Genomic DNA, 21,327 nt, shown 5'->3' on the forward strand with positions numbered 1-21,327 from the left:
TCCGGAATGTTCGCGCATACTAATCAAACTAGAATAGATACCATTAAGATATAAATCATAAATACCTTTAAATATTTTTCGCTGATTCGAGGAGTTTCCATATCTTCAGATATTTTCCTTTGTCCTATCAAGGACTTCAAAGACTCCTTCTATTACATTTTCTTTTCCAGCGAATAACACTTCGGGCCCTCCATCATGCAGATCTGCAAACGGCGGTTCATAAAGCGCACTCTTTTCGACGATTCCGCTAGTGGTTAACAATTCGACTACGAGCTCAATAAAGCGTTGCTGAGTACTGGAAAGCGAATGGTCTTCCAAATATTTGGAGAATAATTCCAATGCGGCCTTACGATCCATTCCAACAAACCTGCGAACAAGGTAAGGCAAGGAAGGTAAATCGTTCTTTTCCAACATCCCGTTAAGCAACTCGTGACCATGATCTGCACCCAGCGAGATGAGTATTTCTTCCAACGCCGCTAGATCCTGCCCAGTCAACGGCTCATTCATTCTCAATTTGTGAATGGCCAATTGATCCTGATTACTCTTCAGGTACTCCCTTACCTTTTTTTCGTATTGAGAAGAGGTCATAGTTGGAGCGTTGATGGGCGAGACTTCTTCAACACTCATGATCTCATCGTCGAGATTGGTATACACACTATGAGATGAGGTCTTTTCGACAAACTGAGCGAGGTCCCGCAGTTTCCGCCTTATCTCCTCTATCTGTTCAAGTGTGATGCCTTCCCAGAACTCCACTTGCTGAATCATTTGGATAAACGCCAGTTGCGCCTTGATAGCTGGTATAGTCGGCTTTCCCTCCAATACCTCAGCGATACCGATGACCTTCTTTCGAAGGTTTTCAAACAACCCGAAATTCTTCTCAAGTGTTGCCAACTGCATTTTTAAACAAATTAAATCAAACCGCTTGGCTTCCAGTTTTTCTATGGGCAAGGAATCGGGAAGTCCGGCGACTTTTAGGTTAAGGATAGCCACGTCTTCCTCCTTGATCGACTCCCAGGCAGCGGCGTTTTCAAATTGCTCCACAGCTTCAAGCTGCATACGAACCAAAAAGTTTTTCTTCGGCATCGCCTGGACTTGATTGAGCAAATGTTTGGCAACGGCAGCCCTCACTTCCGCATTCCCCGCATCTTCATGAACCTGTAAATCTACCAAGGATAGTAATCGAACTCGCTCGGTAAACAGTAACTGCCCCAATGACATTCCTCCTCCGCCTTCGATTCCGGTCGGGTTTTCTTTGAAAAATTTAAAGTTACCGCAGAAATCAAAGACCCTGAAGTCCTCTTTATCCTTCCCGCAGTCAAAGAGATCAGGGCAGAGGCGCGTGCCACGGCCCACCATCTGCCAGAATTTGATTCTCGAATACACCGGCTTGATAAAAGCCAGGTTCGCCACCTCGGGCACATCGATACCTGTATCCAACATATCTACACTGATGGCAATGTGGGGTTCCTTGTCTTTGATTGAAAACTCATCGATCAGCGACTGCGCGTATTTGACCTGATTATCGATGATACGAGCAAAGTGTCCCGCGTAGTGAGGGTAATGTTCATCGAAACGCTTCTGGATAAAAACGGCATGCTTATGGTTTCGGGCAAAGATGATTGTTTTGGCCAAACGATCCCCGCCCTCCACCTTATGGCCATGCTCCATCAGCTCCTTTAGCGCCGCATCCACGGTACCGGTATTAAAGAGCCATTGGTTGATCGCGGCAGCGTTTACTTTTTTCGGAGCCCCACCTTCTTCTCCACGATCACCCCACTCCTTGCTTTCCCATTCTTCCTTTTCTTCGTCGCTGAGGTCGTCGTATACGATACTCTGGCTTGGATATCTTAAATCGATCAGCTTTGCCTTCGGCGGAACGAGATAACCGTCGTTCACAGCTGTCTCCAACTCATAAGCATCGGTCGGCACTCCATTCTCCAGGTCGAAAAGCCCGTAGGTGTTTCGGTCTATATGATCACGCGGCGTTGCCGTCAGTCCCAGTAGGAGTGAATCGAAGTAGGCAAAGATGTGCTTGTATTTCTGATACACGGAGCAGTGAGCCTCATCGATGATAATCAAGTCGAAGTAGCCGCTGCCAAAACGGGCGATCCCATTGTCCGTTTCGTTGATCAAACCCATCATTGAAGGATAAGTGCACACATACACGCGTCCTTCTGTATTCTTTTCGGTTACAAGATTCACTGTGTTGCATTCAGGTAAATGCGTTTTGAAGGCGTTCGCCGCCTGCCGGACGAGTGATATGCGGTCAGCGAGGAAAAGCGTGCGCTTCACCCAGTTGTTGCGCTGCAAAAGGTCAGCCAGCGCAATCGCCGTTCTTGTCTTCCCGGTTCCAGTAGCCATGACCAGCAGGTTCTTTCGGTGCTTGGATTCAAAGTCTTCACACACCTTCATGATGGCTCGCTTCTGATAGTAGCGCCCGGCGATCGCCTCATTGATTTGTTTAGAATCGGCGTTTTGTCGCGACTCACGTCAGCTGGATCATCAACTCCAGTTCTTCTCGGTTATGATATCCCGCAACCTCCCTGGGTGGATAGGCGGTGTCGTCCCAGATATTAATCTTGTAGCCGTTTGTATAGAAGATAACCGGTCTCTGCCCATGCATCTGCTCCAGGCAATCTGCATACAATTTGGCCTGCTGCTTACCGACTGCGGCGTCTTTTGTCGTTCGTTTGGCCTCTACCAGTCCTAGAGGTTTTCCGTCGTATCCCCAAAGCACATAGTCGGCAAATCCCTCCCCGGAGTTTGTGGGCATTCCCTGCACGGGATACTCCTTATCCTCTTTATTTTCCAACGTCCACCCGGCACGAGCCAGCTCTAGGTCGATCAGGTATTTCCGCGTATCTGCTTCCGAGTAGTCGTGCGTATCCGGCTTTGCTTCGTTGGCTCTGCGCGCTGCGCTTATTCGCAGTTGAAGTTGCTTATGCTTTTCATCGATCTCCGCTTCCTTGTCCGCCAGTAGCTTCGCTTTTTTGGCAAGTTCGGCTTCCAATGCGGCAAGCTTGGGTCCACTTAGATCTTCGTCGGCAGCAACCGCTTCTTGAGGAATAAGCCCAACTTCAAACTCCTTAACCTCAGCCAACCCTTGGCGGTGGTAAGTCCGCGCCAGCCAATACAGTGAGTGAAACAACTCCTTAACCACCTGCTGCGCTTCCCATTGTTTTACCGGTCGACGCGAATTGTGCACCGCCAGGTTACCCGCCTGTTGGATCACTTTGGCTTTGTGAAAAATCTGCTCAGGAACGACCTCCCTGAACTTACTTCCGTGGATCAACGATCCCAGCTTGGTATCGTAGGGTAGTTCCAGTTGACTGTCGTGTTCGTATAGCCATTGGACGGCGATTTCGAGTGCCAGACGCGCATAGATGCAAGCCGACCGCGCATCCGTATACGCATAGCCTTCCGCCTTTTTCCCTGCTTCGTAAAGCTGGGGAAACTCTTTGCTCAGAAATTCGAAGTTCGATTCCATGGTGACTGCAGGGTAGGTTTTGAAGGGATTAACAAACGTTGGCAATGCGTATACTTTATGCGCAAAAGTCCACTCCCTTACTGCTTACACCTTTCTTCAAAATCTTTCACCGTTTTCAACACTTCATCAAACGAAGGAAAATCTCCGAAGAACATCGTTCTTTGCATCTCCATATAATCTGCCTTCCAGAAATCCAGTGTTTCTTCCTTCGGTTGAATAGCAAGGTCCCCAATATCAAACGCCTCCCAATCCATCCAGGAGTATCCAAAGAAGGCCGATCGATGCTCAATCACGCGGGCAAGTAGATCTGTATTCCTCACTGCTTCCATTGCGACCCCTTTCTTTATCAATTGGTAAACATCGTAATAGTGCCGAGACAACCTTCGGTTCTTTACTTTGCCTGGCGGCCTGAAGTTCTCCTCGTGAAGCAGTAGCAACTTATCCAGACAGGTTCGCTCTTTCGCAACCACCCGAACTTTTACCTTAGGTTCTTCAAAGTAATTGGGTGCCACTTCTGCGGAGTAGGACACTACCTGAGTCCATTCAATCGGCCAGGTTGCAGAACGAGCGCCCATTTCGATTTTCACTTCACGTGGTATATACGCATCGAGTCCATCCGGATACACACTGGCATACTTAAAAAGTAAAGTCATCCCATCTACGTCATCGGGATCCGCTACCAGCATCCCATGCTCTCCCAGAATCTGCTCAACACTTCGGCTCAAAGCCGGTTTCAGTCGCTCAGCTATTAACTTACGACAGGCTTCCTTTAGCAGGTCGAAGCGTTTTCTTCGCTGCTTCTTACTGGGAGCTTTCTCTGGACTTTCGTTTCCGCCAAATCCCAAAAAACTACGATCAATAACGATATCAATATCTTCAGAAAACCGGTCGATCAATTTCCATGCCTTCGATAAAGAAGTACCGCCCTTAAAGACCAACGCTTCTCCAACTCCTTCCAAAGCGAACAATTCCCCCAAGATCCAGCATACCCAGAAATCCTTTTCAATGCTGATAGCCGATAGATTGAGTTGGTTAGACGTTTCCTCGAAGACAATCCGCTTCTCATCATCAGACACTAAAGCAAAGGCATCCATACCTAGTCTGCGGCTATGGCTCGGAATATCGGACCCATCCAGGCAGGTGCAAATTGCACGTCTTTCAACAAACGTTTCCTGTCACTATCGCTCAACTTTCTGCGCAAGACCTTAACCGTTTGATTATCCACGTGATCTTTCCCCATGGATCTTAACGCTTGAATCACGAGGCCGGTCACTCGGTCACTCGTTGCCATGTTTCGGGGCGAAGTATTTATCAGTTCAATCGTCCGATTTCCGACTCTCACCTTTCTACCTTTGCCATCGGTCAGGTAAACAACGCGCATCGGCACTTGGGTCGACAATCCCAGCAAGTTGGCCGCATAAGCCCCCGTTGGCATCACGCGAACGCTGTCTCGGTCTTTCAAGGCACTGACAATCGCGTCTACCGAGGGTGATAAGACGCCCAGTTTGGGGTGCGTTTTCGGGTAGTCATACAAGCCTCGGGCGATGTTCCTAATCGTACCTTTCTTGGCCAATCGGTGCAAAACAAGGCCTATGGCTTGGCGACTTCCCAGATCCTTGAAATGATTTGGAGTAAACACCCAACCCCTCTTCTTACCGTATATTCGGCTAATGACCTTTTTATCAATGCTTTGCATCACATCATCTGATCCAATTTTGTAACAAAAAGCATATACTTTTTATTACAAGAAAATACGTATACTGCCCCCAAGTAAGTTCCTGACCCCGGCCTTCCGGGACGGTCCCGGAAGGCCGGGGTCAGGATGACAAATTACCCTAAGCACAGGCCAGGACAAGACCTAAAAAGATGAGAAATCCATCTCTACTTCCCACTCAATCGGCTGATGAAGTCACCAAGCGAAATCGGTCCTCCATCATCTTTGATAACCCCGATCGTCGAAGGTTTGAAAATGGGTGCCAGCACCAGGGCGATATCCCTATCTTTCAGTGCATTCACGATCGCATCCGAACTGCCGAGATCCAAGAAATGTTTTGGAGTAAACACCCAACCCCTATGCTTCACATAAATACGGCTAAGCATCTCTTTATCCGTGGTTTGCACAATTATTGAATAAAGCTTCAGTCACCAACAAAGCATATTTTTGGTGACTGTAAATCTCGAAATCACCTCACCGATATGGATCGCGAATCTCCCGATTCGCTTGTATCGGCTTACGCTGTGCGAATCGGGAGATTCGCGATCCGGATAAATGTAACTCGACGAAGCATCCCATCCTGCTGTATCCGTTGAACATGCCATCGAACGATGCTTCGAAACCTCCGGGTTCCTGGCTGCCCCAGACCTGGCAGTCCCGTGGTTACCTTCCCCATTTCCAGAGCAAGGACCATGTCCAGCATGTTACCGTACACCTGGCCGATAGCCTGCCGACCTCCGCCATTCAGCGCATCGAAGAGTTGATAAAGGAGATGCCGGAACCGGAACAGCCGGTCGAACGGAGAAAACAGCTACAGGACTGGATGGATGCCGGACATGGTTCGTGCGTTCTGGAAATCGACGCCTTGGCGAAACAGATGGAAGAAACGCTTCTTCATTTCGATGGCCTGCGCTACCGGACCTTAGCCTGGGTGATCATGCCCAACCATTTCCACATACTGTTCCAACCAACCGGTGATTGGCTCCTGTCAAAAATTGTCGCATCCTGGAAGAAATTCAGCGCCCGGGCTATTCGCGATTGGTTAAAAGCAAATCAGGAGATTTGCGATCCCAGGTACACCCGGCTTCTGAACTGCAAATCCATCTGGCAGCCGGAGTATTTTGACCGGTATATCCGGAACTCGGAACACCTCAAAAAAACCGAAGACTACATCCACCAGAATCCCGTAAAGGCCGGACTCGTAGCCAAGCCCCGGGACTGGCCCTGGTCCAGCGCTTCCCTCCACCGGGAACATGACACCCTCGAATCACAGGCCCCAGATTAAAAAACCTCCTCCCGGATCGCGAATCTCCCGATTCGCTACCCACAACCGGAAAAATGCAACTCGGGAGAGTTGCGATCCTGTCAGAGTTCTCCTTTGAAGGCACTTTGTTGGAGGGAGTTAAAGAGGTTGTCGAGTTCAGCCAAGTGGGCGCGTAATAGGGCTCGTATCCAATGCTATTCAATCGGAATAGCAACCCCTCGAATTCACCACTTTCAGGATAGTCCCGCCCTCTCGCAACGGATCGCGAATCTCCCGATTCGCACCCAGAGCCGGAAAAATGCAACTCGGGAGAGTTGCGATCCTGTTAAAGTTCTCCTTTGAAGGCGCGTTGTTGGAGGGAGTTAAAGAGCGTGTCGAGTTCAGCCAAGTGTTTGCGAAGGCGGGCTTTCTGGCGTTCAACCGAAGTGACGAGGTCGGCGAAGCTTTGTTGGAGGTCGAGGGGTGGTAGCGGAATCGGTAACCTCTTAATGATTCCCATATTTAATCCAGACATGATTGCACCCTTCGCATTTCGTTCCAGATACTCACGAGCCATAGGATGATGAAGAAAGTATGAATGAAGAAATTGTGGATGGCACTTTTCTGGATCTAAAGTGATGCAGCAAAGGTGCTTTGTATTAATTGAGGTTTCTATCTCAGTTGGAACAATAGCACATCGTCCACAAGTTCCCATGATAGTAATCAATACATCTCCGGGTTTAACCGTGTAGCGTTTCAATAGCTGATACTTCTCCTCAGAAACGAAACGCGGTTCACCGATTCGAAATTCATTTGCGACGGCATTGTCAATTCCGAGAACACGAATGCCAGCATCAACAAACTCACTATGGAGAAGCTGGCTCCCAAACGGACCCGTGCGAATCGAGCCCTTTTCAGCCAACGCAACATTTTCAATACTTTCTACCTTCCAGTCTTGCCGGACGGGATCGCCGAACATGTCGAGGAAGGTGGATTGGAGCAGGGTGTCGAGTTGGGCGAGAGATTCCCGCCGCTTCGCCCGCAAGGCGTCCGCCGCATCCAGGATCTTGGCGATTCGCTTTTGTTCGTCCAAGGGAGGGAGAGGGATTTTGAGTTCCGCAAAAAACTGAGCAGGTACCCTTCGCTGTCCAGCTGCACCTTTCATTTTATTTTTTCCAGCCCGCCTAATATAAGGATTTCTCAACAAACTAAAAAGATACTTTCCTTCAACACCATCACTGGGACGTATCACATGGAATTCCGTGGATCCAAATCCCAACTCCCTCGGTAGCGTTTCAGCAAACGCCATTTTACCGTTTTCAAAACAGGGCGTGATTTTTGCGATGATTAAATCGCCTCTCTGAAACGCCGTGTATCCTTTTGAAACTTCTTTGAATTCACGGTCCACAGGACTTACAATTGAAACAGATTCTTCTGACACAGCTGACATGGGAACAAAGCTGACTAACTCATCGTTCTTTGTCCCCTTAGACTTATCAAATCGAGGATTTATCTCAGCTATTTCTGCCAAACAGACGTTCATCACTTTTTTAACATCCTCTCCAACACCTTCATCCCCTCTTCAATCTCCTTCTCCAGTTTCTGCAAGCCAGCCAGGATTTCATTGGGAGGATCGTATTGAACTTCCTCATACTCGACTTCCTTGTATCGATTGATGGAGAGGTCGTAATCTTCCTTGGCGATTTCTTTTTTGGAAACGAGGAAGCTTGGATCGGTGCGTTTGCGATCGTGTTCTGACGGACGGCCCGGGCTTCGCGTTAAGCTTCGACCCGACACAGTCGGCGATCCGTCCCTACCTTGAAGATTTCGCCAGCGAGCCAGGATGTCAGGCAGATCGCTTTTATCCTGAGGGGTCCGCTTGTCATCCAGGGAAAAACCATCGGCCTGCATGTCGTAAAACCAGACCTTATCCGTGCCGCCGGAATTGGTCTTGGTGAAGAGCAGGATAGCGGTGGAGACTCCAGCGTAGGGTTTGAACACGCCGGAAGGCATAGAAATAATGGCATCGAGTTTCTGTTCCTCGACCAAGGTTTTTCTCAGCGACTTGTGTGCCTTTGAACTGCCAAACAAAACACCATCGGGCACAATGATCGCCGCTCGGCCACCGGTCTTCAACAAACGCAAAAAGAGAGCGAGGAAAAGCAGCTCGGTCTTTTTCGTCTTCACGATCTGCAAGAGATCCTTGGCGGTGGCTTCGTAATCGAGACTCCCGGCAAAGGGCGGATTGGCCAGAATGAGCGAATAGGCCCCGGCATCCCCGGCATGGGTTTCCTCCAGGGAATCCTTATAGCGGATATCCGGATTTTCCACCCCATGCAGCATCATGTTCATGCTGCCGATCCGCAACATGGTGCTATCGAAATCGTAACCGTGAAAGGTCTTTTCGTTAAAGCGTTTCCGGCTGCGGGTGTCTTTGAAAATGGTATCGCCATGGTGATCGCGCAGATACTCGTTGGCCGCCACCAGGAAACCGCAGGTGCCGCAAGCCGGATCGCAGATCGTATCCGTCGGCTGAGGGTCCATCATATCAACCATCAGCTTTATGATATGCCGTGGTGTCCGGAACTAACCGTTCTGTCCCGCGCTGGCAATCTTGCCCAGCATATATTCATACAAATCGCCCTTGGTATCACGATCCGTCATCTCGATCAAGTCGAGTTGATCCACCACATTCGACAACAAACTCGGCTTGGGAAACATGAAGATGGCATCCCGCATGTGACGCGTAAACGAACTCTCATCCTCCCCTTCACTCGGTCCCTTTCCATTCTGACCCAGCGCCTTCATAAAAGGAAAGGCCTCATCCTTCACCAGGTTGAACATGGTCTCCGGGGCCAGGTTCTTGAACCGGCTCCAGCGCAGTTCCTGACAATCGACCTTCGATCCCTCCACCGCCGGATTCTTTCCCTCCGGAAACACCGGCTCCTCAATCGCTTTTTTTGTCCGGTTGGCCTTGGCCTCCCGCAACGTATGGAGCTCATCCAGTCGCTTAATAAACAGCAAGTAGGTCAACTGCTCAATCACCGTCAACGGATTGGCAATTCCGCCCGCCCACATAGCATTCCAGATGCTGTCTACTTTGGATCTGATTTCACCAGTTATCATAAATTCACTAGAAAGTTAAAGTTGAGATTTTCCAAGCTTGCCCTTTTTAGGAAACCTAAGTTTTTGTGCACTAAAATACAAAGGCAATTGCTACATGGGAAACAGCATGAACGTATGTTTAGTATTGCTAGGAGCAATAACTTTTTCTTAATTCAGAATCCAAAAGGAGGTCCACCGTAAAACTTGAAGAACATATCGTGACATTGCGCGGAGAGGATGGCTTGGGCCGTTCTCCAAGGGCAGACATTGTTGGCAAGGTCATTAACCAGATACAAAAGGGCTGGGTGGACACGCTCAGGATGGGCTTTGTTTATTCTTCAAGCGCCAAAGCTCGCCTGCCGAAGGGACTCAAGAAAGCCGCTGATGTGCGTTTTCTGGGAATAGACGGTTCAGGAAAATCCGAAACCATTCTCCATTTTTCAGCACCTCATTTTATAGACATCTCACCTAATCTCTATGAACAACAGGAACTGGAAAACCTAAGCCAGCTGCCTGATGCTGATTGGACTGTGTTCAATCTCTTCGAACACATTCTCGAAGATATCGCTGAAGAAAGAACGGAAAGTGACCGTTTTGATGAACCTATCCTGCGAGACTTATCTGGCTACAAGCGATTGATCCATTCGGGAGGACTGGAAAGCATTATATTTGATGGTCAGGGAACCGGTCCTTCCAGCCAAATGGTAAATGAGCCGATTATTAAGATAGCGGAACGTTTGCGGCTTCACACCCCGGGATCCCAGCGAGTTCGAATCTGCGCCAAATTAGACATGCTTCGTGTCAGCGATCACCTAATGGAATTAGAGGTAAACTCAGGTGAGCGTTTTAAAGCCGTCTGGAATAAAAAACCGATTGAACAACCACGAACTCTATTGGGAAGTCAGGTCCTCTTGGAAGGTCTAGCCGTCTTTAAACCTTCAGGTAATATTCTCCGGGTAGAAATTGACGCACTTGAATCGGCGACAGGACAGGATGCCTTTTTTAGCCAGTTACCAACTCCGATTCTCCAGGAGTCGTCTGGTGAGTACCGAAGAAAGAAAGAGATAAGGCCTAAAGGAGAGACCACATCCATATTCGGGAAATGGCCAGGTACAGAATCAGATGAAGAAATCAAGCAGCTACTGAGAGAATGGTCCTGACGAATCCCCCTGCCCCCAGGTTTATTTTCGATACCGATGTGCTGGTTCATTACCTGCGCGGAAAAAAGGCAGGATTGGCGATTGAGCAGGAATTTCATTTTCAGAAAACCGGATTCCGACCGATTGTGTCGGTAGTAACCGTCGGAGAACTGCTGGCCTTTTCAAGAAACCTTAAGTGGGGTGAAAACAAACGAGGCGCTCTCGAAAGACTGAGACAGCAAATGTACATTCTCGATATCTCCCGCACTGAGATTCTAGAAACCTATGCGGAGTTGTCGTCTAATGCAAAGAACCGGGGATGGTCCATTTTCCATAAAAAGAACGATTTGTGGATAGCAGCCACAGCGGTCGCATCCGGATTGTCTTTGATTACTTGCGACAAGAAAGATTTCAAAAATTTCAGCGACAGGATCAATCTGGTAATTCTGGATGCGGACACAGGAAAGATCACACAGTAACTGCCAGCTAATGCCCTTCACCGACGAACAAATTGCATTTTACACCGAAGCCATCGAACGCATCGTCTGGTCCAAACGACGTCCGCCGCTGGATGCACGTGATCAGGTCCGTGAAGGCCAGCGGATCGAAGGCAATTCAGTCGAGTTGTTCTTGGTACGTGCCGAGTGGCGCAATCAGGGAAAATGGATCGAGGAGCCCGTCGCAAAAGCCACCTACGTCAAAAGCAGCAAGGTCTGGAAAGTTTACTGGCAACGTGCAGACCTGAAGTGGCACCCGTACGAAGGTTTGCCAGAGGTCGAAAATTTTGAGGATTTTCTCAACGAAGTAGAAGAAGATCCCTATTGCTGTTTCTGGGGATAAAACATTTCGCCTAGAGCGCCAAAACTATCGGCATTGCGAGGATCCTCCTTCACTCATTACGGCGAGGGATGCGCATTGGCCGAGTTTCAAAGAAGCCGATCTACTACCATTGCGATCAATATCGCTGGTAAGTATTTAACCGATGCTAGAAATAGCCTTCTGGCAAAAGGACGAAGGTCTTCGGTTTGAATACCGGGATTTCTAGCGGCCGCCAAAAACTGTTTTGCTGTCCAGAGAAACCAGATTCCCCCCAAGGCAGCAACCATTCCATAGATGGCACCCAGCCAGCCCAAATACCAAGGTAGCAGGGAAACGATAAAGAGCGCGGAGGCGTAAAATAGCGACCAGCTTGCGGTTCGCTTACCGTCAAGATCAACGGCAGGCAACAGCGGAAACCCGGCTGCTTGATAATCCGATCGATACATCCAGCCGATCGCGTAGAAGTGTGGCATTTGCCAAAACAACAGGATCAAGAACAAGGTTAGCCCTGGGCCAGAGAATGTATCTCCGGCAGCAGCCGATCCGATTAACGGTGGCAAGGCTCCGGAGATGGCTCCTACTTCAGTAGCCCAACGAGAGCGGCGCTTCAGAGGTGTATAGATAAGCCCGTAGGAAAGAATGGTAGCTGCCGCAAAAATCGTCGCCCAGATATTCACTAATAAAAGTAACACCAACAAACCAAGCGTACTTAAAAACAAACTCCACACGAGAGCGATGGGAGCCGATATCTCATTTTGTGGAAGTGGCCGACCAGCAGTGCGGGTCATTAATCCATCCACATCTTTTTCCCACCAGTGATTCAGAGAGAGGGCTCCTCCAGCAGATAGCGAAGTCCCCAACAAAACAAAGAACGCAAAAACCAGATCTCCACTTTTTTGCACAGCTCCGTATGCAGCCATGGTGGTGAGTATGGAAAAGAAAGCCAGGCGCGGCTTTGTCAGAATAAATAAAACTTTGCAGATAGCCAACACCCGAAACCCGATCTGGGTAGAAGCAGTAACAACAGAAGTAGAGCTAGCGGGTATGGATGAATCCTTCATGAGAAGATGGAGTATCCACACTAACTCGTTTTTTCGGCAAAGTCCTTGATGAAGATCAAGGAAATGATTCCGGCTCACGATTATATTCGTGGTCCACTATGGCCTTCATCAGTCCTAAAATTCAGCGCAGCCTTTCATTTCCGATAGCCCCAGAGTCCGCTTCAGCTCAAGCGATGTCGTCTGTTGTTTCAGCGGATACCCGACGTTGGTGCGCACTGGCAGTGGCGAGTCTTGTAATAGCCGGGCTCCTTTCACTCGCGGTTGTTATTGGCCGACTACCCTTTCTGTCGGGTATCATTACTGACCCACTCTTTTTTAAACGCTGCCTGGTTGTTCACGTAGATCTTTCTCTGGTAGTTTGGTTCTACGCATTCATCGCCAGTCTCTTGTCGATGCGGTTCAGTACCGACTCCGGCCTATGGGGTCGAATTACATTCGGAATCTCAATAACAGGAGTGATTGGAATGTTAACCGGTGCATTGATGCGCGACGCGCAGCCCGTGTTGTCGAACTACATTCCCATGATCGACCACCCGCTCTTTCTCACAGGTCTGGCTTTGTTCTTTCTTGGAATTGTTGGTTTCTATTTGGTAGCTCTCGCACGCGATACCACGTCGGCCGATGGTCCCATACCGAGCGAGGCCATGGTCGGCCTCCAAACGGCGGCTCTAGCAGTAGCACTGGCACTCGTAACCTGGATATCCGCCAGGACTGGGACACCAGCTGGCCTGGATTCTGCGACCTATTATGAATTTACGATTTGGGGAGCGGGTCACGCATTACAAGTAGCCAATACCTGCGCCATGCTGGCCGTTTGGTTATGGGCTCTGCACAAGGCCACCGGATCGCCTGTGGTTTCCAAACGCACCGCCAACATCCTATTCGGGATTCTGATCGCCCCGCATTTCATACTACCGTTGCTCACCATGAACGGGACCCTGGATTCTTTGTATCATAACGGTGCCACTCAACTTATGCGTTGGGGCATCTTCCCTATAGTAATGGCATTGTTAATACTGGGCGTTCGCCACCTTTGGCTGCATCGTTCAGACAAGCGTGGCGTGTTCGCACGAGCTCTGGTCGCCGGTTTCTATGCCAGTGCGGGACTCACGCTTCTGGGAGTCGTTCTGGGAGCCTGTATCCGAAGCTCAACAACACTGGTACCCGCTCACTACCATGCCTCATTAGGTGGGGTAACCGTGGCATTTATGACAGCGGCGTTTCTTGTCGCCGCGGCAATAAAAGCTAAAACGGGACTAGCAGAGAAAGTTTGGAAATCCGTCAAGCGGCAGCTAGCCGTGTTTGGCGTTGGACAAACTGTCTTTGTGCTCGGCTTTGCAATCGGTGGTGTATTCGGACTCAGCCGGAAAGCCTACGCATCGGAGCAGCATATTCGCAGTGCCGGAGAGTACGTGGGTCTCATCACCATGGGCCTGGGGGGCCTCATAGCCGTAGTCGGTGGACTCTGGTTTTTGTTTTTAATTATCCGCGAGATTCGCAACTGGTGGTCTGAATCAGAACCCCAGCACACCACTCACACTTAACCATCACACATCCATGAACGAAGAAAAAAAAGAACCGTTTTTAAAGCGATTGATGGACAATACCTGGCTGCTCCTGGCCTTGGGTGTCCTCATTCCACTCCTGTCCTACACTGCATGGGGCTGGATTGAACTCCTGCTGGTTAAACCAGCTCAACTCCCTTGAGAAAGAAAGTACTATGAGTATTTCAATTCCCGATAAAGACTGGTTCAAAGCTCCTGCAGGCGCCGAAAGGCTCTGGATTGGGCTGGCACTGATCTGGTGTTTGGTGATGAGTATGATGATGCCTTACTGGCATTTCCGCGGCAAACAAAACAGCCGAGGAGAAGCCTACTCCGTAACACCCGCCGCGTTCATGGAGCGCACCCTCGCATTTATCGAGGCCAACAAAGTGGGCGACCTGAACGGATTCCCCATCGTCGAACCGGCGCCCGGGGGAGACGCTTACCTGATGGCCCAGATGTGGCAGTGGTATCCCACGTTGAAGTTGCGAAAAGACGAAACCTACCGGCTCCACATATCTTCGTTGGATTTGCAGCACGGATTCTCCCTGCAACCCATCAACATGAACTTCCAGGTATCTCCCGGCTACGATCACGTGCTCACGATCACGCCGTCATCCACTGGAGAGTTCACCATCGTCTGCAACGAGTTCTGTGGCATAGGCCACGACAAAATGATCGGCAAAATTCTGGTCGAGTAACTCGCTGTTTATCCATTCAACACAAAGCATTATCATGAAATTGAATACATCTTTATCTTCAGGAGATTCAGGGGCCTACACACAGAGTCGTACCTGCGAAACGACCGGCCTCAATGTCTGCCTGACCGCCCAGCTTTTCATCAAGCTAACCGCCGTATGCGCTGTCGTCTTTCTTCTTTTAGGAGGCATAGCTGCGATACTCCTTGCCCTCACACGATGGCAGACGATTCACCTGCTACCGGTTGACTGGTTCTACCGCATACTGACTTTTCACGGTTTGAACATGCTCATCTTCTGGATCCTGTTCTTTGAAGTGGCAGTACTTTACTTTACCTGCACCAGCCCACTCAACTCGCGGCTTTTTTCACGAAAAGTCGCCTGGGTGGGATTCCTAATGATGTTGGTCGGTGCTATCATGGTGAACTACATCATTCTCGTTGGCAAAGCAGATGTGTTGATGACGAGTTACCTGCCACTGCTGGCTCATCCGGCATTCTATCTCGGCATCATCCTGGTAGCTGTTGGAACTCTCATCGGTGTGTTTAACTTTTTCGCAACGCTCTACATAGCCAAGCGGGATAAAACGTACGAAGGATCAGTTCCTCTGGTTACCTTTGGGGCAATCGCCGCAGCTATCATCGCAGTCGTCACACTGCTTCATGGTGCGATTGTCATGATTCCAACCTTCACATTTTCCATGGGTTGGACACCCCAGCCTGATCCCATGTGGTATCGAATGATCTGGTGGGGACTAGGGCACCAGTCACAACAGGTCAACGTATGCGCGATGGTGGCCATCTGGTATATGGTGGCACAGTTGGCAACCGGGGCAAAGCCAGTCAACGAAACCGTATGCCGGGGCGCATTTGTCCTCTACATCTTGTTTATCAATCTGGCCTCAGCTCACCATTTATTGGTGGACCCTGCTATTGGTGTTACCTGGAAAATCTGGAACACGTCCTACGCCATGTATCTTGCCGTGTTGGCGTCCATGATTCATGGATTCACCGTACCCGCCTCCATCGAAATGGCGATGCGCGGAAAAGGTTACGTTAAAGGATTGTTCGGTTGGATAACCAATTTGCCCTGGCGGAATCCGGCGTTTGCAGCCGTTGCTCTTTCGCTGGTGATTTTTGGATTCATCGGCGGAATTACCGGTGTAACCCTGGGCACCCAACAAATCAATATCATCGCTCACAATACATTGAGAATCACCGGGCACTTCCATGCCACCGTTGTAGGAGGCACCACCTTGGCATTCATGGGACTCACCTACTATGTGATCCCGCTGATCTGGCGACGTGACTTTGTTTTCCCAGGCGTAGCCAGGATTCAACCATGGTTGTTTGGAATCGGTATTCTAATGGTATCAATCGGCATGTCATTCGCGGGGTCTCTCGGAGTACCACGTCGCGATTGGGACATTGAACCGGCAGGCGTATTTGACGCAGCTCACATATTCCTCGGGATCATGGGAATCGGAGCAATCATCGCCGTTATTGGACTACTTATTTTCGCACTGCTTTGCGTAGGCACCATTCTCGTAGGCAAAAAGACAAATGGCCGCGCAATGGCCGATTGGGGAGTCGCACAGCAAGTGGTTGGCTCCGAAAATTTCAAGCCCGTAGACGAACACTGGGGCATGAAAGGAACCATAGCACTTACGTTAGTCTTCCTCATGTGTTTCGCAGTTTACTATTTTGCTAACTGGAAGGCGTTAGCTGATGTATGGCCAGTTCAGTAACAACTGGCGACCGGTCCAGTAGCCTATCGTCATGAAACTGTAACTGAGCTTAGGCATGGGTGTAAGCGCAAAGCACCCATGCCTTTTTAACAAAATGAAACCAATACATCACTCGCCTTTCATCGTCCGCTTCCTAACCGGATCCGGCCTGCCCCTTTTCATCCTATCATCAACTCTGGTCTATGAGTTCTTTCTACTGGCCATTGTATTTGCTCCGGACAATGCGTCTATCTGGGGTACGTTCGCCCAGGAGTTTAAACAATGGTGTTTTAATTACGACCCCGATTCAGAATCACTGGAGTGGCTTCAGGTAGTTATCATGCTTGTGGAACCACCTTTCATCGCCACCATTGCGCTGGTCCTTTGGCAACAGCCATTAAGAAAAATAAAGTCGTGGTCTGGATGGTGTAGTCGGTGGCCCGTTTTTCTTACTGGGACAATTACTGGTATAGCGGTCGTTGCCGGTCTCTTTTTCTATGGGAAACCCGGTCTTGATGTGAACCTTCCGCTTCCATTTCCAGGCGAACGAATTCGAACAAGTCTCGATAGCCCTTCGATGCAGTTCATCGATCACAAAGGGAATCCATATGGGTTTGCGGACTCTACCGGACGTGTGACCTTGGTCACAGGTATATTCGCAGCATGCGCAACCAGTTGTCCATTAATTCTCCTGGAAACGAAAGCCCTGCTAGACACTTTGCCTGAGGAAACGTTGGAACATCTGGATGTCGTCGCACTATCGTTGAGTCCGGAATATGACACCGACGCTCTCATGGACCGAATCGCAACCATGTATGGATTTTGGTATCCCAACTTTCGGTACCTGAATGGAGATCCGGAGTCCTTGAATAAAACAACCCGTGGACTCGGATTCTCCCGAGCACTTAATCCGGAATCTGGAGAGATCAATCATGCAAATCTATTTCTGGTGGTGGACGCGCAAGGAAAAATAGCATACCGATTTGGACTGGACGATCGTCACAAGGAATGGATAAGAGAGGCTGTAATGACCTTAACGAACGAAGTTAGGCAACAAGAGCTGGCGATATCCACTCGATAAACCATAGCATGAATATCACAGAAGCTCCCGTCGAGGGAGTTAAGTCAGTATCGATTCCCTCTCTACCTGCACCCACTGTTCGTGGAGAAAAATTATTCATTTTATTGGATAAAGCATGGGCTTGGCTGGACGGAGTTTTGAAGAATTTATGTCCGCCCGAACTGAACCCTCTGGCTCAATCCGGACGAGCCGCCAACTTTGCGTTGATACAGGCAGTCGTCAGTGGCGTGTTAATGTTAATTTGGTACTCACCGAGCGTTCAATTCGCCTATTCGTCGATGGAGGCCATCCAGGGTAACACACTGGGCGGGATCGTTCGAACGGCGCACCGCTACAGCTCGGACATCCTCATGTTACTTTTGTTTGTGCACGCAGGTCGTATGTTGTGTGCGCGAAAATTTTCCGGTGCACGTTGGTTGCCCTGGGTATCAGGAATCTTCCTCATCGCGCTCATCTGGTTTATAGGATGGACGGGATACTGGTTGGTGTGGGATCAACCCGCACAACAGGTAGCGGTTACATCGATTAATCTGTTAGATACCCTACCCATCTTTGGTGAACCCCTTGGCCGGAGTTTTTTAGCCAATCGATTTGTTCCCAGTCTGCTGTTCTTCGTCATTTTTTTCCTGCATATGCTACTGCCCCTCGGAATCGCAGTAGGCCTGGTTGTACATCTCCTCCGCTTGAGTCGCGTGAAATTGCTGCCCGATTGGCGGCTTGGGGTTGCAATGACCATTGGACTTTTACTGGCCGCTATCCTGATTCCTGCACCGCTCGATCAGGCAGCCGACATGGCGGTAAAAGCTGAAGGCTTCACCGTTGACGCCTGGTACATGACACCACTGGCGCTCGGACTTCGCTTTCAGCAAAGCGGACTCTGGCTGGCGATATTTGGCACCCTGGCGATTTGTGTGGCCATTCCCTGGATCCTGGGACGAAGAAAAAGACCGGAGACCTATCAAGCGGTAGTGGACGTTCCCCGATGCCATTCCTGTTCACAGTGCATAAACGACTGTCCGTTTGAAGCGATCACACTGGTTCCGCGCACCGATGGGAAACGCTTTCCTTCCCAAGCCTTCGTCGATCCGACAAAGTGCGTTGGCTGCGGCGTTTGCAATGGTTCCTGCGACTCGGCTGGAATTGGTCTGTCCTGGTTTAACAACCTCGTTGAGGAAGACCGGATTCTAAAAACCTTCAACAAGTCTATAGACGAAGGAGGTTCGTCCTGGATCGCGTTTGTTGCAGGAGACCTCGAAGGTGGAATGGCCCATTTGAACAAAGACCGCTGGATGAAGCGGCTTTCCGGGTACCAAGTGGAAGTGGTTCCAACAGCATCGTGGGTAAGGGCCAATTTTGTGGAACAACTTCTTAACAGGAATGCAAAAGGGGTACTCATCATCCGCGATTCCCGGCAGGAGGCCATTGCCCGGGATGGCAATCAATGGGTGAGCGATCGATTAGAACAAATCCGGGGGCCGGCGTTTCGTCCAGACCGGGCTGGAGGAAACACAAATTGGAAAGTGTTAGACTACGACGCTTCCAACAACGATTCCTTCACGGACGAAGTTAACAGCTTCATATCGAATTCACCTTCCCCATCCAGGAACAAAAGAAAACCGGGAGTGATTAAAATGGCCGCCGCTGCCTTGATTCTCAGCGTTGGATTGGGCGCTGCTGCGATCGCGCCGAGTCACCTTTCGGTAACCAATCCCGCGTCTTCAGAACCAGAGATCGTCTTCATCTTCAAAACGTTTGGAGATCTCGTAACCGCAGAGGAAGATTCAACCATCGAAGACTTATCAAAACCCATACATATGCGAGGTCGTTCGACTGATAAACCACACCGTTCTCCAGTAACTTTAAAAATCGGAGTCGACGGGCAACTGGAAGAATTAACGTATGGCGCAAGAGGTGTCTCCAGCGATGGCCCGGCCTTGGGCGAATGGCGGAAGACGGTCGAGGAAGGCTCGCATACCATTCAAATCGAAATCAAGACAGGAGCGGAAACTGAGCCGGTATTCTGGACCGGAACCTTCGCCGCGGTATCTCGGCGGTTACACGTAATCTCCTACGATAATAAAGACGGATTTCGGATCGAATAAACGTCAACTCTCCAGATAAGCATGCAACCCTTCAAACTGGAGTAACTCAATCTGTGAACCATCAATCCTTATGAGCGCCTCATTTCGAAATTTCGCAAAGGTTCGGGAAAGCGTTTCACTCGTTACGCCTAACTGACCCGCCAACACCTTTTTTGGAACAGGCAACCTAAATTTTACAGGTTTCCCATGGACAGGCTCAGGGGCTTGTTTAAGGAGCCAGTCCGCCAGACGGTATTCGATCTGTCGGCCTTTTATGTCCTGAATACTTTGCACGAGGTGTTTCAAGTGCAAACTCATGGAAGCGATCATTTGAAGGGACAATTGCGGCTTTTGTAGGATCAACTCCCGGAACCTGTTCTTCTTCACCAGAATCACTTGCGATGGCTCCAAAGCTACAGCATCTGCAGGATAAGTTTCCGTGGTTGCCATTGTTACCTCGGCAAAGGTATCGGGTGGATTAAAAATACAAATAATCTGTTCCCTACCATCGGGGGTGATTCGATAAACATTAATAGCACCAGACTGAACGATATAAAAGCCCTCGGAGTTTTGACCCTCGCGGAACAACACTTCTCCCTTCTGCAAGTTCTTCGTAACACAGCACTCCACAACCGAAGCCATGTCCTCGGATGGTAGGTTGGCAAACAGATGCGTCTGCCTGAGAATGGCTGCTATAGCTGTTTGGCGAAGCGACAACATGGTGCAGGAGGAATCGGACATTTAAAGATTGTAGGCAAAGCGTTTGATCTGAATCAAGGAAAGTATTTGGATACTATTATAATATCACACCATGGATACTCCGGAACCTCTGACTGTTGACGTGCGCCCACTTTGCGAAAGGGGGGAAGCTCCCATTGGAACTATTTTAGATGCAGTCGACCAATTAATGAAAAACCAGAAGTTAATACTGATCGCTCCTTTCGAACCGCTACCTCTTTACGGATTATTGGCACTACGTGGATTCACCCATACATGTCGCCTACGAGACGATGATTGTTGGGAAATTACATTTATTAGCGGCAAGGCAATGATCTAGATCTCGACAAAAAAACGAGTCCACAAAGTAGGTCAATGCTTCAGTGACCTCATGTAAGAGCTGCAGTGGTTCCTACTAAAGATCCAGATTTTGATAAATCTTCACGGCACATTTAACAGTAATGAAGGTGTAAATCAAAACGCGCCATCGCCTCCAGCTCGGCGCGTACTTCTTGATCCATTCATCGGTAATACGACTGCTGTCGTAATCGCCTTGTTCAGCACGGATCCAGCACTCCTTCAAGATTTCTTCCTTTTGGTGGATCATTTCAGAAGCATGGTCCAGGGTACCATTTGTTAGAAGCAGTTCCAGGAGCGCACAAGCCAGGAGATCATCATTCGCCTCTGGGCCTAGCACCAATTTTATCTTTTCCTGCTGTACTTCGATAAATTTTTCTACCAAGGGCACATACTCATCCAGCTTTTCTTTCTTCCAACGAACCTCCAATACAAGCAGTTCAATTGGTTTAAAGGAAAAGCTTTTGCATTCCTTTTCTTCGTTTTCCATCAGCAGCCTATTTCAAGTTTGGAACGGAAATTATTTCTAATAAGAAAACCGGGTCAAGCTGAAGC

The 21,327-nt window shown here is 49.3% G+C and carries 20 protein-coding genes and 1 pseudogene; 11 read left to right on the plus strand and 10 right to left on the minus strand.

Annotated elements, in window-relative coordinates:
* Positions 1–105 precede the first annotated feature (105 nt).
* From O3C43_02925 to O3C43_02945, 5 genes are all read right to left on the minus strand, one after another.
* On the minus strand, positions 106–2,412 hold the full coding sequence (locus O3C43_02925; protein MDA1065437.1) for a DEAD/DEAH box helicase family protein: 2,307 nt from the start codon (positions 2,410–2,412) through the stop codon (positions 106–108).
* A 73-nt stretch (positions 2,413–2,485) separates the two neighbouring features.
* The gene (locus O3C43_02930) at positions 2,486–3,487 is read right to left on the minus strand and encodes a DUF4145 domain-containing protein (protein ID MDA1065438.1); all 1,002 of its coding nucleotides are present in this window, start codon (positions 3,485–3,487) and stop codon (positions 2,486–2,488) included.
* Between the two features lie 77 nt (positions 3,488–3,564).
* Entirely contained in the window at positions 3,565–4,581 is a 1,017-nt protein-coding gene (locus O3C43_02935) for a nucleotidyl transferase AbiEii/AbiGii toxin family protein (protein ID MDA1065439.1), read from the minus strand.
* 2 nt (positions 4,582–4,583) lie between these two features.
* A complete protein-coding gene (locus O3C43_02940; GenBank protein MDA1065440.1) occupies positions 4,584–5,183 on the minus strand; it encodes a DUF6088 family protein in 600 nt (199 codons plus the stop codon).
* Between the two features lie 185 nt (positions 5,184–5,368).
* Positions 5,369–5,608 carry a hypothetical protein gene (locus O3C43_02945; GenBank protein MDA1065441.1) on the minus strand — a complete coding sequence of 80 codons (240 nt, stop codon included), beginning with the start codon at positions 5,606–5,608 and terminating at the stop codon, positions 5,369–5,371.
* 191 nt (positions 5,609–5,799) lie between these two features.
* Here O3C43_02945 and O3C43_02950 point away from each other — a divergent pair, with 191 nt between their 5' ends.
* On the plus strand, positions 5,800–6,486 hold the full coding sequence (locus O3C43_02950) for a transposase (protein ID MDA1065442.1): 687 nt from the start codon (positions 5,800–5,802) through the stop codon (positions 6,484–6,486).
* Positions 6,487–6,790: 304 nt separating this feature from the next.
* Here the strand turns inward: O3C43_02950 and O3C43_02955 are convergent, their stop codons facing one another.
* The gene (locus O3C43_02955) at positions 6,791–7,987 is read right to left on the minus strand and encodes a restriction endonuclease subunit S (GenBank protein ID MDA1065443.1); all 1,197 of its coding nucleotides are present in this window, start codon (positions 7,985–7,987) and stop codon (positions 6,791–6,793) included.
* Positions 7,987–9,570 (minus strand): annotated as a pseudogene (locus tag O3C43_02960) (class I SAM-dependent DNA methyltransferase). Before O3C43_02960 ends, O3C43_02955 begins: the two are co-directional and overlap by 1 nt.
* A gap of 197 nt (positions 9,571–9,767) precedes the next feature.
* On the opposite strand from O3C43_02960, the gene O3C43_02965 reads away from it, so the two are divergent.
* From O3C43_02965 to O3C43_02975, 3 genes are read left to right on the plus strand one after another with little or no spacing between them, the layout of a single operon-like run.
* A complete protein-coding gene (locus tag O3C43_02965) occupies positions 9,768–10,709 on the plus strand; it encodes a hypothetical protein (protein ID MDA1065444.1) in 942 nt (313 codons plus the stop codon).
* Entirely contained in the window at positions 10,700–11,167 is a 468-nt protein-coding gene (locus tag O3C43_02970) for a PIN domain-containing protein (GenBank protein ID MDA1065445.1), read from the plus strand. Before O3C43_02965 ends, O3C43_02970 begins: the two co-directional genes overlap by 10 nt.
* 10 nt (positions 11,168–11,177) lie before the next feature.
* Entirely contained in the window at positions 11,178–11,528 is a 351-nt protein-coding gene (locus O3C43_02975; protein MDA1065446.1) for a DUF3024 domain-containing protein, read from the plus strand.
* 86 nt (positions 11,529–11,614) lie between these two features.
* On the opposite strand, the gene cyoE is transcribed toward O3C43_02975, so the two are convergent.
* The gene (gene cyoE, locus O3C43_02980) at positions 11,615–12,568 is read right to left on the minus strand and encodes a heme o synthase (protein ID MDA1065447.1); all 954 of its coding nucleotides are present in this window, start codon (positions 12,566–12,568) and stop codon (positions 11,615–11,617) included.
* Between the two features lie 98 nt (positions 12,569–12,666).
* Between cyoE and O3C43_02985 the strand changes: the two genes are divergently transcribed.
* From O3C43_02985 to O3C43_03010, 6 genes are all read left to right on the plus strand, one after another.
* Positions 12,667–14,112: a cbb3-type cytochrome c oxidase subunit I gene (locus O3C43_02985; GenBank protein ID MDA1065448.1), complete on the plus strand. Its 1,446-nt coding sequence runs from the start codon at positions 12,667–12,669 to the stop codon at positions 14,110–14,112.
* A gap of 13 nt (positions 14,113–14,125) precedes the next feature.
* Positions 14,126–14,275: a hypothetical protein gene (locus O3C43_02990; GenBank protein ID MDA1065449.1), complete on the plus strand. Its 150-nt coding sequence runs from the start codon at positions 14,126–14,128 to the stop codon at positions 14,273–14,275.
* Positions 14,238–14,813 carry a cytochrome C oxidase subunit II gene (locus O3C43_02995; GenBank protein ID MDA1065450.1) on the plus strand — a complete coding sequence of 192 codons (576 nt, stop codon included), beginning with the start codon at positions 14,238–14,240 and terminating at the stop codon, positions 14,811–14,813. The genes O3C43_02990 and O3C43_02995 overlap by 38 nt, the downstream gene beginning before the upstream one ends.
* A gap of 34 nt (positions 14,814–14,847) precedes the next feature.
* Entirely contained in the window at positions 14,848–16,557 is a 1,710-nt protein-coding gene (locus O3C43_03000; GenBank protein MDA1065451.1) for a cbb3-type cytochrome c oxidase subunit I, read from the plus strand.
* A 94-nt stretch (positions 16,558–16,651) separates the two neighbouring features.
* On the plus strand, positions 16,652–17,617 hold the full coding sequence (locus tag O3C43_03005; GenBank protein ID MDA1065452.1) for an SCO family protein: 966 nt from the start codon (positions 16,652–16,654) through the stop codon (positions 17,615–17,617).
* An 8-nt stretch (positions 17,618–17,625) separates the two neighbouring features.
* Positions 17,626–19,719, plus strand: coding sequence for a cytochrome b N-terminal domain-containing protein (locus O3C43_03010; GenBank protein MDA1065453.1), 2,094 nt, complete (start codon positions 17,626–17,628; stop codon positions 19,717–19,719).
* A 3-nt stretch (positions 19,720–19,722) separates the two neighbouring features.
* On the opposite strand, the gene O3C43_03015 is transcribed toward O3C43_03010, so the two are convergent.
* Entirely contained in the window at positions 19,723–20,439 is a 717-nt protein-coding gene (locus O3C43_03015; GenBank protein MDA1065454.1) for a Crp/Fnr family transcriptional regulator, read from the minus strand.
* 70 nt (positions 20,440–20,509) lie between these two features.
* On the opposite strand from O3C43_03015, the gene O3C43_03020 reads away from it, so the two are divergent.
* A complete protein-coding gene (locus O3C43_03020) occupies positions 20,510–20,755 on the plus strand; it encodes a DUF2249 domain-containing protein (GenBank protein ID MDA1065455.1) in 246 nt (81 codons plus the stop codon).
* A gap of 75 nt (positions 20,756–20,830) precedes the next feature.
* On the opposite strand, the gene O3C43_03025 is transcribed toward O3C43_03020, so the two are convergent.
* Positions 20,831–21,262: a hypothetical protein gene (locus O3C43_03025; GenBank protein ID MDA1065456.1), complete on the minus strand. Its 432-nt coding sequence runs from the start codon at positions 21,260–21,262 to the stop codon at positions 20,831–20,833.
* Positions 21,263–21,327 lie beyond the last annotated feature (65 nt).

Source organism: Verrucomicrobiota bacterium, from assembly GCA_027622555.1.
Classification (GTDB): Bacteria; Verrucomicrobiota; Verrucomicrobiia; order Opitutales; family UBA2995; genus UBA2995.